Origin of the sequence: Bradyrhizobium sp. 22 (assembly GCF_000482425.1) — a bacterium.
Lineage (GTDB): Bacteria > Pseudomonadota > Alphaproteobacteria > Rhizobiales > Xanthobacteraceae > Bradyrhizobium > Bradyrhizobium japonicum_B.
In genome coordinates this window covers 1,406,153-1,421,979 of record NZ_KI519399.1, presented here as the reverse complement: position 1 = coordinate 1,421,979, position 15,827 = coordinate 1,406,153, and the positions used below count along the sequence as shown (strand labels likewise).

Here is a 15,827-nt window from a genome sequence, read left to right as displayed (position 1 = left end):
CGCGGTCGGAACAAGTCAAATTCGGCCACGTTCATCCTCCGAACGAATTTTGCCGCTCTCGGAGGATGTCCAGATGCTCGCGCCATCGGGCGAATTGCTGCGCGCCGGCATGGCGCTGAAGCTCAATCACGTCAAACGCGCCGCGCAATCCTATCTGCGCGACCAGACCAGCCAGGCCACCGGCAAGGTGACGTCTTACGCCGTGGCCGGCGGGCTGTTCGCGGCCGCGGGCCTGTTCGTCATGGCGGCGTTCTTCGTCGGCCTGATCGCCTTGTACCGCTGGGTCGCCATCAGCTACGGGCAGTTCTGGGGTTTCGGTGTCGTCGCGGGCGTGCTGCTGGTGCTGGCGGCGGTCTGCGCCGGCGTGGCGATGGCGCAGACGAAGCGCAAGACCAAGCCGATCGTGCCGCTTGCCAGCCGGTTGCGCGTTGCCATTGCGACCCCGCGGATTCCCCGCGGAACGGTCAAGGAGGCCGTGAAAGAGGTCGCGACCACGATTCCCCTTGCACCGCTGGCGCCGGGCGAGCGCCGCCATGGCGCAGGAGCCTGGCCGGTTCGCACCAACCGACCCGTGCAGCTTGGCCTGATGCTCGCGGCGATTGGACTGGCGGGGTATACGGCGGCGCGCCGCAGGCGGCACGGTCATCGATTGGACGCTTGATGCTGCTGCGGCGCTCCGAGCAGATCGATTCCTGGCTGCTGGTGGCGGCAACAGCCGTGTTCGTGCTGACGGCGGAGCGCTACTTCCAGGGCTCGGGCCTGGTCGGGTCGGGCCCTCCGCAAGACCACCGCAAAGGCGAGGCGAATTCACCGGAGACACATCCGGCGCGCGCGGCCGTGCAGCCCGGGCACGGCCGCCATGCGAAGAGCCCGTTCTCGATCCCGTGGGCCGGCTGGAAGGACATCTTCTGGCGGACCTATCAGCGCATCGACGAGGACCGCCTGCTCGCGACCGCGGGCGGCGTCGTCTTCTTCGGGCTGCTCGCGATCTTTCCGGCGGTCACGGCGCTGGTGTCCTCTTACGGCCTGTTCGCCGATCCCGCCACGATCAGCGCCAACCTGCAGACGCTGGCGACCATGCTGCCCGAGGGTTCCTTCCAGATCGTCGAGGACCAGGTGGCGCGCGTGGTCTCGAACGGCAATACCACGCTGGGCGCCACTTTCCTGTTCGGCCTCCTGCTGGCGATCTGGAGCGCCAATGCCGGGGTCAAGGCGATCTTCGATGCCCTCAACGTGGCCTATGAGGAGCGTGAGAAGCGCAGCTTCATCAAGCTCAACACGGTGTCGCTCGCGTTCACGATCGGCGGCATCGTTGCGCTGCTGGTGATGGTGGGGGTTGTCGTCGCCTTCCCGCTGGCACTCAATCATCTCGGCTTGGCGCCCGAAAGCAAGCTGATCGTGGCACTGGCACGATGGCCGCTCATGTTCCTCGTCCTGCTGGTCGCGCTCGCGATCCTCTACCGCTTCGCGCCCAGCCGCGATGCACCGCGCTGGCAATGGCTGAGCCTCGGCGCGGTGACCGCCGCCCTGCTCTGGATCGCCGGTTCGGCACTGCTGTCCTGGTATCTCTCCGAATTCGCCAATTACAACGCGACCTATGGCTCTCTCGGCGCCGCGATCGGCCTGATGACGTGGATGTGGATGTCGGCCATCGTCATCATGTTCGGCGCCGAGCTGAATTCGGAGATCGAGCGGCAGACGCTGAGGGACACCACCGAGGGGCAGCCCAAGCCGCTCGGCACCCGCGATGCGGTCTCGGCCGACACCGTCGGCGCCGCCGCGCCGGCCTGACGCCGCGCCATGTTAGCCAATGACGAAGATCGGACCGGAACTCACCCGGCCCGATCGAGCGGCATCTCAACGCTTGGTGATGACGGCTTCCAGATATTCGCTGTGCACGACGATGGTGCCGTCGTCGGCATGGTTGAACTCGCCGAGCAGCGCCAGGAGATCGCGCCTCAGCGCCGCCTGCCCGCTCTCGTCGAGCGCGGCAAACGCCTTCAGCGTCGGCCCGTAGAAGGTCTTGAAGACGTCGAGCCAGTGCTCGGGCGAGCGATAGCGGAACACGAACATGCGCGGCTCGGCCGAAATATCCGAGGCCTGGCTTTTGAACATCTCCTCGAGCCGCGCCGGCGTGCCCCATAGCGCCGGAGACTTCACCCCGGCTGGCGGCGGCAGGTGCTTGCCGATGGTCCTGAACAGCTGGCCAATGAAACCCTGTGGGGTCCAGTTGGCAAGGCCGATCTTGCCGCCGGACTTGCAGACGCGTGCAAGCTCGGAGGCCGCCTTCTCCTGGTCCGGTGTGAACATCACGCCGAAGGTCGAGAGCACGACGTCGTAGCTCGCGTCCGCAAACGGCAGCGCTTCGGCGTCAGCCTCGCGAAATTCGACCGTCAGATGGTCCGCCGCCGCACGCTCCTGGCCGCGCTTGAGCAGCGCCGGCACATAGTCGGTGGATGTGACCTCACACCAGCGCCGCGCCGCGGCCAGCGTCGCGTTGCCGTTGCCGGCGGCGACGTCCAGCACCTTGCTGCCGGCGCGCAAGTCGATGGCCTCACAGAGCTGTTCGCCGACGATCTGCAAGGTGGTGCCGACAACGGCATAGTCGCCCGACGACCAGGCACCGTGCTGGCGCTGCTTGACGGCGGCAAGATCGGGCTGGGATGCGGGCTGTTTGAGGGCTGCGGATGTCGACATGAGCAAATCTCCTGTGGTTGAAAACGCCGGGACGATAGGCGCATGCGGTCCGCTGGCCTTGAGAGCAGCGTTATTTTGCGCTGAGAACGCCTTGATTTGCTGATGGGAGCCGCGACGAGCCTGATGCAGGCCGCCAGACAGTCACTATCCCCTCGAATCAACAATGATGTTAGGGTCATGCATTGCTTGGGGAAGCATGAGCCGCGACGGGTTCGAACGCGACCCGTGTTTTCCCGGGGGAAGCAGTCAGCTCTTGAGGCGTAACGCGCGGCATGATTCGCATTTCGACGATTTTCATCGCCATCTGCATGGTTCTGGTCGCGGCCTCGCTCGGGCTTGTGCTCTACGCCGTCGCCGGCATCAGCGGAACCGAGTCCGCGATCGTGGCGCTCACCGCGCTGACCTTCCTCATCCTCTACAACGCCGTGTCGATGCGGCTGCGTGACCGCAGCGACGTCGGCGGCCAGATCACGGATCTGTCGCGCGGCACCGCCGACCTCGCCCGCCAGGTGGCCGAGTTCGGCCGCCGCTTGGCCGCGATCGAGGCACGCATCGCCTCGTCCAATTCGACCAACTCCGACCGCATCCAGTCGGTGGTCGGCGAGATCAACGAGCTCGGCGGATTGGTCAGACAGCTCGCCACCACCGTGTCGGCCCATGAGGACATGCTGGCCGGCAGCGCGGCGGCGCCCGCCCCGGTCGCCAGCTCCGAGATCAAGTCCGAGCTCAAGTCCGAGCCGGAGGCGCCGATCGAGCTGGTTGCGCCGTTCGAGGAGCGGCCGGCCGCCCCTCCCCCGCTTGCCGCAGCACCTCCGCCTCCGTCGGCATCGGCGCAGCCGCGGCCGGCGCCGGCGGTCCAGCCCCCGGCCTCCAACCCGATTCAGACGGCCACCGGGCGCAACCAGACTCAATTGCTGGCGACGCTGCGTAATGCCATCGACGAGAACCGCATCGATATCTTCCTCCAGCCGATGGTGACGCTGCCGCAGCGCAAGGTGCGGTTCTACGAGGCGGTGACGCGCCTGCGCGACGAACGCGACCAGCTGGTCGCAGCGGAGGAGTTCATCAGCATCGCGGAGGCTTCCGGGCTCATCGGGCGCATCGACAACATGGTGATGCTGCGCTGTGTGCAGGTGCTGCGGCGCCTGATGGTGCGCAACAAGGACGTCGGCGTGTTCTGCAACGTCGCGGCGTCCACGCTCGGCAATTCCACCACCTTCGCACAATGCCTCGACTTCCTCGAAGCCAACCGGGCGCTGGCGCCCTCGCTGGTGCTGGAGTTCAAGCAATCGACGTTCCGCAATCTCGGCCCGACCGAGACCGAGAATCTCGCCGCACTCGCCCAGCGCGGCTTCCGCTTTTCGATGGACCACGTCACGGACCTGCGCATCGAGCCGCGCGAGCTGGCCGACCGCGGGGTGCGCTTCATCAAGGTGCCGGCCGCGCTGCTGCTCGACCCCAGGCGGGCGTCGACCTCGGACATCCATCCCTCCGACCTCTCCGACCTGCTCGGCCGCTTCGGCATCGACCTGATCGCCGAAAGGATTGAGGGCGAGCGCGCGGTCGTGGACCTGCTCGACTATGACGTGCGGTTCGGCCAGGGCTTCCTGTTCGCGCCGCCCCGGCCATTGCGGCCGGAAGGGGCATCTGCTACCGGCGGGGCCGCGCCGAACCAGGCGCAGGACACGCAAGGAACCAATGGCTCCGCTTCCCCCAGCCAAGGCGCGACATCTGGCGCGGCCGCTGCTCCGGCACAACGCATCACCGGCAACGCGGCGCTGGCGCGCCGCATCTGATCGGCCGCACCTATCATGACCACGCTGCATTTCGCCGAAAGCCTGCGCGAGCTCGTGGGCGGTGTGGAGGTCGTTCTCAGCGACATCTGGGGCGTCGTCCATAACGGCCTCGAATCCTTCCCCGAAGCCTGCGAGGCGTTGCATACCTATCGCAGCCACGGCGGTACGGTGATCCTGATCACCAACGCGCCGCGGCCGGCGGATTCCGTGCAGCGGCAATTGCGCAAGCTCGGCGTTGCCGACGAGACCTACGACGCGATCGTCTCGTCGGGCGACCTGACCCGGCTCTATGTCGCCGAGCATCCCGGCCGCAAAATGTTCTGGCTCGGGCCCGAGCGCGACAACTCGATCTATCGCGGCCTCGATGCGAAGACCGCGCCGCTGGAAGAAGCCGACTACATTGTCTGCACCGGCCTCTATGACGACGAGACCGAGACGGCGGAGGACTATCGCGGCATGATGCTGAAGGCGCGCGAGCGCAAGCTGACGCTGGTCTGCGCCAACCCCGACATCGTGGTGGAACGCGGCGACCGGCTGATCTACTGCGCCGGCGCCATCGCGGAGCTCTATCGCGAGCTCGGCGGCGAGGTGATCTTCTACGGCAAGCCGCACCGGCCGATCTACGAGCGCGCCATGGCGCTCGCCGGGGAACGCCAGGGCCACCAGATCGACCGGAAGAAGGTGCTGGCGATCGGCGATTCCGTCCGCACCGACTTAACCGGCGCGCGCGAATTCGGCATCGACTGCCTGTTCGTGACCCGCGGCATCCATGCCGAGGAGTTCGAGGGCCTCGACCAGCTCGACCCGGCATCGGTGCTGGAATTGTTCGGCCACCCGCCGAAGGCGCTGATGCGCGAATTGAAGTGGTGACGGCGAAGTCCGCGCTGGTGGCGTAGGCTTAGACCAATTGCTGAGCCCTGGAAGCCGTCATGGCCGGGCTTGACCCGGCCATCCACGACTTGCTTTGCAGATCCAAAAACGTGGATGGCCGGGACAAGCCCGGGCATGACGATCTCAATGGATAGTTGCTTTACGGTCGGGCGGCGCGCTTACGCGCTTGCCATGTCCGGGAACACCGCCTCGATCTTGGTCTTCAGCGTCGCCGCGTTGAACGGCTTGACGATGTAGTTGTTCACGCCGGCCTTCTTGGCCGCGATCACGTTCTCGGTCTTGGATTCCGCCGTGATCATGATGAAGGGCGTGGTGGCGAGGTTCGGATCCGCGCGCACTTCGCGCAAGAGGTCGTACCCCGTCATCGGCTCCATGTTCCAGTCGGAGATCACGAGCCCATACTTCTTGCCGCGCATCTTGTTCAGCGCTGCCGAGCCGTCGCTGGCATCATCGATATTCTCGAAGCCAAGCTGCTTCAGCAGATTCCTGATGATGCGGATCATGGTGCTGTAGTCATCCACCACCAGAACCGGCATCGACAAATCAACCGCCATCTCGACTCCCCCAACGCATACCCAGGAATATTACGATCGGAGCTGCCGGGCCGGGGCCCGCCTGCTCCAGATGCAAGGACTAGCACCAAGGCGTTAAACAGCGCGTTAATTGGGGGCGGCCCGAAAGAACTGAAATTGCGTGGGATTCGGCGCTCCCCCTTCCGCTTGACTTCATCGGGCCGGTCGCGCCACGGTCCCGGCCGGTCCCGCCGGTTCGAGAATTCCCCTGATGGCCCCGCATTTTAACGTTATCCGCGACACCACGCCCGTTTCCGCGATTCCAAGGGGCGCCGTGGTCGCCATGGGCAATTTCGACGGGGTTCATCTCGGTCACCGCGCCGTGATCGCCGCCGCCCTGGAAATGGGCCGGACCCATGGCCGCCCCGCGCTGGCGCTGACCTTCGAGCCGCATCCGCGGCGGTTCTTCAGCCCCAACACCCCGCAATTCCGCCTGACGGACGAACCGGCCAAGCTGCGGCTTCTGGCCGGTACCGGGCTTGCCGGCGCCGTGGTCATGACCTTCGACAAGGCACGCGCCGGAACCAGCGCGCAAGATTTCATTCACCAAGACCTGATCGGACGGCTCGGCGTCAGCGGGATCGCGGTGGGTTACGACTTCCATTTCGGCAAGGGTCGGGTCGGCTCGCCGAGCCTGCTGGTCAACGAGGCGCCCCGGCTGGGCATCGAGGTCGACGTGCAGCCGCATGTCGATATCGACGAGCGGCCGGTCTCCTCCAGCGCGATCCGCATCGCCCTCGCCGAAGGCCAGCTCGATGAGGCCACCACCATGCTGGGCGCACCCTGGTTCATCACCGGCGAGGTGATCCATGGCGAGAAGCGGGGCCGCGATCTCGGCTATCCCACCGCCAACATCCGCCTCGATGCCAATTGCGGCCTGAAGCACGGCATTTATGCGGTCCGGGTCGGCCGCGGCACCGAGCGGCTGGACGGAGTGGCAAGCTTCGGGCGCCGCCCGACCTTCGACAACGGTGCCCCGTTGCTGGAAATCTTCCTGTTCGACTTCAAGGGCGATCTCTACGGGCAGGCGCTGGATTGCGCCTTCATCGGCTTCATCCGCGAGGAGCTGAAGTTCGAGGGCATCGAGGCCCTGATCCGCCAGATGGACGACGATTCCGCCCGCGCCCGTACCATCCTGGCCGCCGCCCCGGACGCGTTTCCACGGCTCGGCGCCGTCGATTGAGCCCCGAATCCGGCCTTCCCGAACCTTTGCGCTTCCTTTGGCCCCCTGCTATGGAGAGCCCATGTTTGCGCGGCGCATCATAGGGATTAGCGGCCCGGCTTCCGCCTGAGCCTGACGGCTCGGCGCAAGACCGGGATTTGGTCGTTTCACCCCCGCGATTTCCGCATCGCCATCCGTCCCCGCGCCATTCCGAGCCAGTCAGCCTCATGTCCGAAAAGCCGCAAAAGTCCCAAAAGTCCGAAGCCAAAGACTATTCGAAGACCCTGTTCCTGCCGCAAACCGAATTCCCGATGCGCGCCGGCCTGCCCCAGCGCGAGCCGGAGATCCTCAAGCGCTGGTACGAGATCGGTCTCTACGAGAAGCTGCGTGAGGCTGCCCGTGGCCGCGCCAAGTTCGTGCTGCATGACGGCCCGCCCTACGCCAACGGCAACATCCATATCGGCACGGCCCTGAACAAGATCCTCAAGGATCTCGTCACCAAGAGCCAGCAGATGCTCGGCTTCGATTCCAATTACGTGCCGGGCTGGGACTGCCACGGCCTGCCGATCGAGTGGAAGGTCGAGGAGGAGCACTATCGCAAGAAGGGCAAGCAGAAGCCCGACTTCCGCGACTCCGCCGCGATGATCGACTTCCGCCGGGAGTGCCGCGCCTACGCCACGCATTGGCTCGGCGTGCAGCGCGAGGAGTTCAAGCGCCTCGGCGTCATCGGCGACTGGGATCATCCCTACGCCACCATGAGCTTCCCGGCCGAAGCCCAGATCGCGCGCGAGTTGATGAAGTTCGCCGCCAACGGCACGCTCTATCGCGGCTCCAAGCCGGTGATGTGGAGCGTGGTCGAGAAGACCGCGCTGGCCGAAGCCGAGGTCGAGTACGAGGACCACACCTCCGATACGGTCTGGGTGAAATTCCCGATTAGGGAAGAATTTCAGCCGGTTGATCCAAACAGCAAGCCTGTTTTCAAGAACATGGCTCTGCTCGCGGCATCTATCGTAATCTGGACGACCACTCCTTGGACTTTGCCCGGAAATCGGGCCATTAGCTTTTCGCCAAAAATTAAGTACGCACTATACGGTGTCAGGAAGGCGCCCGCCGGAAATTGGGCTAAGGCAGGCGATCTTTACGTGTTGGCCGAAAATCTTGCGCCAGAAGTGTTTAAGCAAGCTCGCGTTGAGCCGCAAGACTACGAAAAGCTCGACGACGTCCCCAACGAAGTGCTCGCAACCCTTGTGTGCGATCACCCATTAAGAGGGATTGGCGGCTACGGATTCACCGTTCCGTTGCTGGCCGGCGATCACGTTACCGATGACACCGGTACAGGCTTCGTGCACACCGCACCCGGCCACGGCCGCGAGGATTTCGATATCTGGACGGCAAACGCGCGCGAGCTCCACGCGCGCGGCATCTCGACGGCGATCCCCTATACTGTCGACGAGAACGGCGCCTACACCGCGCAAGCGCCCGGCTTCACCGGCAGGCACGTGATCACCGACAAGGGTGAGAAGGGCGACGCCAACGAGGCCGTGATCACGGCGCTGATTGAGACCGGACATTTGCTGGCGCGCGGCCGCCTTAAACATCAATATCCGCATTCCTGGCGCTCGAAGAAGCCGGTGATCTTTCGCAACACGCCGCAATGGTTCATCGCCATGGACAAGGACATCGCTCGGAAAGTGGTCCATCTTGGTCGGCGCCGGACTCTTGATAGGAATGTTTCGAGTTCAACCAATCTCGTTATGGGTCTCCAATCTTCACTAAATCCGCTGCCGACACTTGAAGTGGAAGCAACGATCACCACTCCCGGCGACACGCTGCGCGCCCGCGCGCTGCACGCGATCTCGGTGACGCAATGGGTGCCGCCCTCGGGAGAGAACCGCATCAACGGCATGATCGAGGCGCGGCCCGACTGGGTGATCTCGCGCCAGCGCGCCTGGGGCGTGCCGATCGCGGTCTTCGTGCGCGAGAAAGGCGACGGCTCCGCCGAGATCCTGCAGGACGAGGCGGTCAACACCCGCATTGGCGAGGCGTTCGAGCAGGAAGGCGCCGATGCCTGGTATGCGACAGGCGCGCGCGAGCGCTTCCTGGGCGCGCGCGCAAGCGAAGATTGGCAGAAGGTCGACGACATTCTCGACGTCTGGTTCGATTCCGGCTCGACCCACGCTTTCGTGCTCGAGGACCCCGAGCAGTTTCCCGGCCTCGCCGGCATCAAGCGCAAGGTCGACGGCGGCACCGACACGGTGATGTATCTGGAAGGCTCGGACCAGCATCGCGGCTGGTTCCACTCCTCGCTGCTGGAGAGCTGCGGCACGCGCGGCCGCGCGCCTTACGACATCGTGCTGACCCACGGCTTCACCCAGGCCGAGGACGGCCGCAAGATGTCGAAGTCGCTCGGCAACACCATCGAGCCGCAAGCGGTCATCAAGGAATCCGGCGCCGACATCCTTCGGCTCTGGGTCGCGTCGTGCGACTACACTGACGACCAGCGCATCGGTCCCGAGATCCTGAAGAACACGGTCGAGACCTATCGCAAGCTGCGCAACACCGTGCGCTGGATGCTCGGCACGCTGCATCATTACAAGCCGGCCGAGGCGGTCGCGCCCGCCGAGATGCCCGAGCTCGAGCGGCTGATGCTGCACGAACTGGCGGTGCGCGCCGCCGCCATCGACAAGGCCTATCGGGAGTTCGACTACAAGACCGTGGTCGCGACCCTCTCGGCCTTCCTCAACAGCGAGCTCTCGGCGTTCTATTTCGACATCCGCAAGGACACGCTGTATTGCGATCCGCCGTCCTCCCTGACCCGCAAGGCGGCGCTGACCACGATCGACCTGTTGTGCACCTCGGTGCTGAAATGGCTGGCGCCGATCCTCAGCTTCACCGCCGAGGAAGCCTGGCGCATGTACCGCCCCGGCGCCGAGCCGTCGGTGCATCTGACGCTGTTCCCGACCGATCTCGACGGCTTGCGCGACGACAGGCTCGCCGCGAAGTGGGAGACGATCCGCAACGTTCGCCGCGTCGTCACCGGCGCGCTCGAGCTCGAACGCGCCGCCAAGAACATCGGCTCCTCGCTGGAGGCCTCGCCGGTGATCTATGTCGCCGACCGCGGCATGCTGGCGACGCTGTTCGACATCGATCTGGCCGAAGTCTGCATCACCTCGAATTACGAGGTGCGTGAGGGCGAGGCGCCGGCTGCTGCGTTCCGTCTCGACGCGGTGCCCGGTGTCGCGGTCGTGGTGGAGAAGGCGGTCGGCACCAAATGCGCCCGGTCCTGGAAGATCTCGCCGTTTGTCGGCGACGATCCTGAGTACCCCGACGTCACCCCGCGCGACGCCAAGGCGCTGCGCGAATGGAAGGCGTTGGGAGTGGCGGTCTGATCCCCCGCATGACCCCGCTTGGCGCCGGCACCCTCGCGGCAATTGTCACGCTCGTGGCCGACCAGGCCTCGAAGCTCTGGCTGCTGAACGTCTTCGACCTCGCCCGGCGCGGCGTCGTCAGGGTGACGCCGTTCTTCGACCTGGTGCTGGCCTGGAATATCGGCATCAGCTTCGGCTGGCTGCAGCACGACAGCCAGGCGGCGCAGCTCGCGCTGATGGCGGTCAAGGCGCTCGCCGTGGTCGCCTTGGCGATCTGGATGGCCCGCTCGCACACCAGGCTTGTCACGGTTGCGCTGGGCCTGATCATCGGCGGCGCCCTCGGCAACGGCATCGACCGCCTGATCCATGGCGCGGTGGTCGATTTCGCGCTGTTCCATATCGAGATCGGCGGAAATACCTATAATTGGTACGTGTTTAACCTCGCGGACGTGGCAATCGTTGCTGGGGTGGCAGCGCTATTGTATGATTCCTTCCTGGGGGTACCCGCCGCAAAAGCGCCCTGATCCCGGCCGATACGGACCGGCAGGCGGAACCTGGTTTTGCGAGGGACTGGCCGCATTTGAGCGGCGATCTGCCACAATATGGAACAGGTATCGTAATGCGCAGCTCGAAGACCAGCGGTTCAATGGTTCGAGACTCCCAATGGGGGGTCTGGCGGGCTTTGAAATTGTCCGCTGTCGCGCTCGGCATTGGCCTCGTCATGTCGACCGGCGCCGCCCGCGCTGGTGATGACGACGAGGACGACGACATGACCTTCGAAGAGAAGCTCATCGACAATCTGATGTCCGGCCTCGGCGCCAAGAGCATGGAGAAGCCCGGCATCGAATACCGCGAGCGTTCGCCGCTGGTCGTGCCGCCCAAGCTCGACCTGCCGCCGCCGGCCGCGGCGGAGGCCGCGGTTGCGCCGAACTGGCCCAAGGACCCCGACGAGAAGCGTCGCAAGGACGCCATCGCCGCGCGGAAGAAGGGGGGCGGCGACAAGGCAGCAGAGTATCTGAAGAATGCCCGGCCGCTCTCGCCCGCCGAGATGAACGCCCACAAGACGGCCGCCGCCGCAAAGACCAGCAATGATCCGGTTCAGCCGGGCACCACCGCCAATCCGACTCTCAGCCCCGCCCAGCTCGGATACACCGGTGGACTGTTCAAATTGTTCAAAGGCAACGAGCCCGAGTCGAAGCAGTTCACGTCGGAGCCGCCGCGCCAATCGCTGGTGGAGCCGCCGCCGGGATACCAGACGCCCTCGCCGAACTACGCCTACGGCTCCGGGCCGGACAACTCGAAGCGAACCTATTTCGACGTCCTGTCCGGCAAGGAGAAGGTGCAATAGCACTCCTGCCCGGCCCCGAGCATTTCGGATCGCGGAGCTGGCTGCCGGCCCCTGCATGGCTTTGGCCTGACTTGCTCACGCGTTGATGGCGTTCTCTGCTTCGTGACGCGAAGTCTCAGCCGCACGGTGTAGCATGCGGCGCCTCCGAGCCGGAGATCCGGACCTCGGCGTTCAAAAGGATCATGATGCCCTCTTCCCGATCGGCTGCCTGCCTCCTTGCCGCGCTGCTCTCGACCAGTGTCCTGACATCAGGTGCGGCCCTCGCCCAGACCACGGTCACATCGGCCCCGCCCGCCAGCTTCACGCTCAGCAACGGCATGCAGGTCGTGGTAATCCCGGATCACCGCACGCCCGTGGTCACGGAGATGATCTGGTACAAGGTCGGCTCGGCCGACGAGACGCCGGGAAAATCCGGGCTCGCGCATTTCCTCGAGCACCTGATGTTCAAGGGCACCTCGAAGCATCCCGCCGGCGAATTCTCCCAGACCGTGCTCCGCGTCGGCGGCAACGAGAACGCCTCGACCTCGGTCGACTACACCAATTACTACCAGCGTGTGCCGAAAGAGCAGCTGCCGACCATGATGGAGTTCGAGGCCGACCGCATGACCGGCCTGATCCTCAAGGACGAGAACGTGCTGCCCGAGCGCGATGTCGTGCTGGAAGAATACAACATGCGCGTCGCCAACAATCCCGACGCGCGGTTGAACGAGCAGATCATGGCTGCGCTCTACCTCAATCATCCCTACGGCCGGCCAGTGATCGGCTGGCATCAGGAAATCGAGAAGCTCGATCGCGAGGACGCGCTCGCCTTCTACCGCCGCTTCTATGCGCCGAACAACGCGATCCTGGTGATCGCCGGCGACGTCGACGCCGCCGAAATCCGCCCGCTGGTCGAGCGCAATTTCGGCTCGATCCCGGCGCAGCCTGCCATCCCGGCACGGCGGGTCCGTCCGCAGGAGCCTGAGCCCGCCGCCCCGCGCACCGTCACGCTGGCCGATCCGCGCGTCGAGCAGCCGAACATGCGGCGCTATTATCTCGTGCCGTCGGCGACCACGGCCGCGGCCGGCGAGAGCGCGGCCCTCGACGTGCTGGCGCAGCTGATGGGCAGCGGCAGCAATTCCTATCTCTACCGCGCCCTCGTCGTCGACAAGCCGCTCGCGGTCTCCGCCAACGCCAGCTATTCCAGCATCGCGCTCGACCCGACCCAGTTCGCGATCTCGGCTGCGCCGAAAGCCGGCGTCAGCTTCGCAGAGATCGAGCAGGCGGTCGACGGCGTCATCGCCAACGTGGCGCAGAACCCGATCCGCGCCGAGGATCTGGAGCGTGTGAAGACCCAGCTCATCGCGGAAGCGATCTACGCCCAGGACAACCAGGCAGTGCTGGCACGCTGGTATGGCGGCGCGTTGACCACCGGCCTGTCGATCGAGGACATCAGGAGCTGGCCCGATCGCATCCGCGCGGTCACCGCCGAGCAGGTCCGCGCCGTCGCGCAGAAATGGCTGGATAAGAAGCGCTCGGTGACGGGCTATCTGATCAAGGACACCAGTGCTGCCAAGCGCGAGGAGAAGCGTTCGTGACCTATCCCTTCCTTCGACGCGTTGCATTCTCGTTCGTCGCCGGCGCCGCGCTCGCGCTGGCTGCGGTGTCGCCGTCGCTCGCCGCCGCAAAGATCCAGCGCCTGGTCTCGCCCGGCGGCATCGAGGCCTGGTTCGTGCAGGACGCGACCGTGCCGCTGATCGCCATGGAATATTCCTTTGCCGGCGGCTCGGCCCAGGATCCCAAGGACAAGCCTGGCGTCGCCAATCTGGTCGGCGACCTGCTCGACGAAGGCTCCGCCGATCTCGATTCCAAGACCTTCCACGAGCGGCTCGACCGCCGCGCCATCGAGCTGTCCTTCAATGCCACCCGCGACACCTTCCGCGGCAGCCTGCGCATGCTGCGCGACAACAAGGACGAGGCCTTCGATCTCTTGCGGGGCGCGCTGACCTCGCCGCATTTCAACCCCGCCGACGTCGAACGCATCCGCTCCCAGGTCATCTCGGGCCTGCGCCGCGAGACCACCAACCCGACCTCGCTGGCGAGCCGCAAGTTCCTGGAAGTCGCCTTCGGCGATCATCCCTACGGCCGGCAGACCAACGGCAACCTCGACAGCGTGCCGACCATCACGGTCGCCGACATGAAGGACTATGTCGGCCGCGTGCTGGCCAGGGATGGGCTGAAGATCGCAGTCGTCGGCGATGTCGATCCGGTGGCCCTCGGCAAGCTGCTCGACCACACCTTCGGCGCCCTGCCCGCCAAGGCCAACCTGACGCCGGTCCCCGACGTCGAAGCCGCAAAGCCGCCGCAACGCGCCTTCGTCACCCTCGACGTGCCGCAGACCGTGATCACATTCGGCGGGCCCGGGGTGAAGCGCAGCGATCCCAACTTCATGGCGGCCTATGTCGTCAACCACATCCTCGGCGGCGGCGGATTGTCCTCGCGCCTCTACCGCGAGGTCCGCGAGAAGCGAGGCCTCGCCTATTCGGTGTTCGAATCGCTGCTCTGGATGGAGCATTCGGCGATCTTCATCGGCAATACCGGCACGCGCGCCGACCGCGCCGGCGACACCATCGATGCCATCGAGAAGGAAGTGCGCCGGATCGCCGAGGAAGGTCCGACGCAGAAGGAGCTCGACGAGGCCAAGTCCTACCTCAAGGGCTCGCAGATGCTGGCGCTCGACACCTCCTCCAAGCTGGCGCAAGCGCTGCTGCAGTACCAGCAGGACAAGCTGCCGATCGACTACATCGAGAAGCGCAACGCCATCGTCGATGCCGTGACGCTGGACGACGCCAAGGCGGCCGCCCGGCGGCTCTGGGGCCAGGGCCTGCTGACCGTCGTCGTCGGCCGTGCCCCGCAGGCCGCGGCGCAACCGGCGGCGGCACCGGCGACGAAGTCGAACTGACGTCACGCTCTTGCGCTTCCCAAGATGGCCGGGCTCGCCCGGCCATCTTGCGTTTCCGCCAAGCACCATTGCCGAACGTAGACGTCCGCGATATGTCCGGACATCACGAATGGTGCCATCATGCTGCGGATATCCCGCGATCTCGTCATCGACGAGGACGACATCGAGATCGGCTTTGTCCGCGCCTCCGGCCCGGGCGGGCAGAACGTCAACAAGGTCGCGACCTCGGCCCAGCTGCGTTTCGACACGCGCAAGCTGACCTTGCCGGAGGATGTGGCGCTACGCCTTGCCCGCATCGCCGGCCAGCGCATGACCAAGGACGGCGTCATCGTGATCCACGCGCAGCGCTTCCGCACCCAGGAGCGCAACCGCCAGGATGCCATCGACCGGCTGGTCGAAATCCTCAGCGAGGCGATGGTGCGGCCAAAGCCGCGGCGCGCGACAAAACCGACCTTCGGCTCGAAGCAACGCCGTCTCGAAGGCAAGAAGCGCCGCAGCGACATCAAGGCCGGACGCGGCCGAAGCTTCGACGACTAAAGCGCGAAGATGCATCGGCAGTGAGCTCTCTCCCCCGCTTGCGGGGGAGGGTCGGGGAGAGGGTGTCTCCGCAACGGGACAATCCCGACGCGGAGAAAGCCCTCACCCAGCGCTCCGCGCCGTCCTCTCTCGCGTGCGCAAGCGGGAGAGGTGAACGATCCGCCCTGATGTCAGTAACGCTTGGACGGGGCTGCGCCGGTCGCGGCATCGTCGGCCGTCCCCTTGTGCGTAGCGCTGCCCGTGGTGCCGGCCGTGCCTCGGGTGCTTTTAGTCGGCTTCATGCCGGTCTTCTCGCCCGCAGTGCCCGGCTGCGCATTCATCTCCTCGTCGCCGCTGCCCATCGTGCTGCCCTGCATGGGTTTGCTTTGCACGGCGCCGCCCGGCTTGGCGGTGGGGGGCGCGCTTTGCGCGAGAACGGGCGTCGCAATGAAAGCCGACAGAGCGCATGCGATAATCGAGGTCTTGACCAACTTCATCCACTTCTCCTGGATTTTCCGCGATGACAGTCCAATTGT

General features: G+C 65.6%; 14 protein-coding genes. 11 read left to right on the top strand and 3 right to left on the bottom strand.

Annotated features, from left to right (window positions below; translation table 11 throughout):
- The first annotated feature begins 73 nt into the window (after nucleotides 1-73).
- Together K410_RS0108030 and K410_RS0108025 are read left to right on the top strand one after the other, a co-directional pair.
- A complete protein-coding gene (locus K410_RS0108030; RefSeq protein ID WP_028134371.1) occupies nucleotides 74-661 on the top strand; it encodes a phage holin family protein in 588 nt (195 codons plus the stop codon).
- A complete protein-coding gene (locus K410_RS0108025) occupies nucleotides 661-1,791 on the top strand; it encodes a YihY/virulence factor BrkB family protein (protein ID WP_028134370.1) in 1,131 nt (376 codons plus the stop codon). Before K410_RS0108030 ends, K410_RS0108025 begins: the two co-directional genes overlap by 1 nt.
- A 66-nt stretch (nucleotides 1,792-1,857) precedes the next feature.
- Here the strand turns inward: K410_RS0108025 and K410_RS0108020 are convergent, their stop codons facing one another.
- A complete protein-coding gene (locus K410_RS0108020) occupies nucleotides 1,858-2,697 on the bottom strand; it encodes a class I SAM-dependent methyltransferase (protein WP_028134369.1) in 840 nt (279 codons plus the stop codon).
- Between the two features lie 272 nt (nucleotides 2,698-2,969).
- On the opposite strand from K410_RS0108020, the gene K410_RS0108015 reads away from it, so the two are divergent.
- Both K410_RS0108015 and K410_RS0108010 read left to right on the top strand, forming a co-directional pair.
- Nucleotides 2,970-4,493, top strand: coding sequence for an EAL domain-containing protein (locus K410_RS0108015; RefSeq protein ID WP_028134368.1), 1,524 nt, complete (start codon nucleotides 2,970-2,972; stop codon nucleotides 4,491-4,493).
- A 15-nt stretch (nucleotides 4,494-4,508) separates the two neighbouring features.
- Nucleotides 4,509-5,363 carry a TIGR01459 family HAD-type hydrolase gene (locus K410_RS0108010; RefSeq protein ID WP_028134367.1) on the top strand — a complete coding sequence of 285 codons (855 nt, stop codon included), beginning with the start codon at nucleotides 4,509-4,511 and terminating at the stop codon, nucleotides 5,361-5,363.
- Between the two features lie 179 nt (nucleotides 5,364-5,542).
- On the opposite strand, the gene K410_RS0108005 is transcribed toward K410_RS0108010, so the two are convergent.
- Nucleotides 5,543-5,938: a response regulator gene (locus K410_RS0108005; RefSeq protein WP_008567674.1), complete on the bottom strand. Its 396-nt coding sequence runs from the start codon at nucleotides 5,936-5,938 to the stop codon at nucleotides 5,543-5,545.
- Between the two features lie 229 nt (nucleotides 5,939-6,167).
- Between K410_RS0108005 and K410_RS0108000 the strand changes: the two genes are divergently transcribed.
- From K410_RS0108000 to arfB, 7 genes are all read left to right on the top strand, one after another.
- A complete protein-coding gene (locus tag K410_RS0108000) occupies nucleotides 6,168-7,139 on the top strand; it encodes a bifunctional riboflavin kinase/FAD synthetase (protein ID WP_028134366.1) in 972 nt (323 codons plus the stop codon).
- 206 nt (nucleotides 7,140-7,345) lie between these two features.
- Nucleotides 7,346-10,507 (top strand): isoleucine--tRNA ligase, encoded by a 3,162-nt coding sequence (ileS, locus tag K410_RS0107995; protein WP_028134365.1) that lies wholly within the window; start codon nucleotides 7,346-7,348, stop codon nucleotides 10,505-10,507.
- Between the two features lie 8 nt (nucleotides 10,508-10,515).
- Complete coding sequence (gene lspA, locus K410_RS0107990) at nucleotides 10,516-11,010, top strand: signal peptidase II (RefSeq protein WP_028134364.1); 495 nt, start codon at nucleotides 10,516-10,518, stop codon at nucleotides 11,008-11,010.
- 95 nt (nucleotides 11,011-11,105) lie between these two features.
- A complete protein-coding gene (locus K410_RS0107985) occupies nucleotides 11,106-11,834 on the top strand; it encodes a hypothetical protein (protein WP_028134363.1) in 729 nt (242 codons plus the stop codon).
- A gap of 185 nt (nucleotides 11,835-12,019) precedes the next feature.
- Nucleotides 12,020-13,411 carry a M16 family metallopeptidase gene (locus K410_RS0107980; protein WP_028134362.1) on the top strand — a complete coding sequence of 464 codons (1,392 nt, stop codon included), beginning with the start codon at nucleotides 12,020-12,022 and terminating at the stop codon, nucleotides 13,409-13,411.
- Nucleotides 13,408-14,775, top strand: a complete 1,368-nt coding sequence (locus K410_RS0107975; RefSeq protein WP_028134361.1) for a M16 family metallopeptidase — start codon at nucleotides 13,408-13,410, stop codon at nucleotides 14,773-14,775. The genes K410_RS0107980 and K410_RS0107975 overlap by 4 nt, the downstream gene beginning before the upstream one ends.
- Before the next feature lie 120 nt (nucleotides 14,776-14,895).
- Complete coding sequence (gene arfB, locus K410_RS0107970; protein ID WP_028134360.1) at nucleotides 14,896-15,312, top strand: alternative ribosome rescue aminoacyl-tRNA hydrolase ArfB; 417 nt, start codon at nucleotides 14,896-14,898, stop codon at nucleotides 15,310-15,312.
- 170 nt (nucleotides 15,313-15,482) lie between these two features.
- Here arfB and K410_RS0107965 read toward each other — a convergent pair whose 3' ends face one another.
- Nucleotides 15,483-15,788, bottom strand: a complete 306-nt coding sequence (locus K410_RS0107965) for a hypothetical protein (RefSeq protein WP_028134359.1) — start codon at nucleotides 15,786-15,788, stop codon at nucleotides 15,483-15,485.
- Nucleotides 15,789-15,827 lie beyond the last annotated feature (39 nt).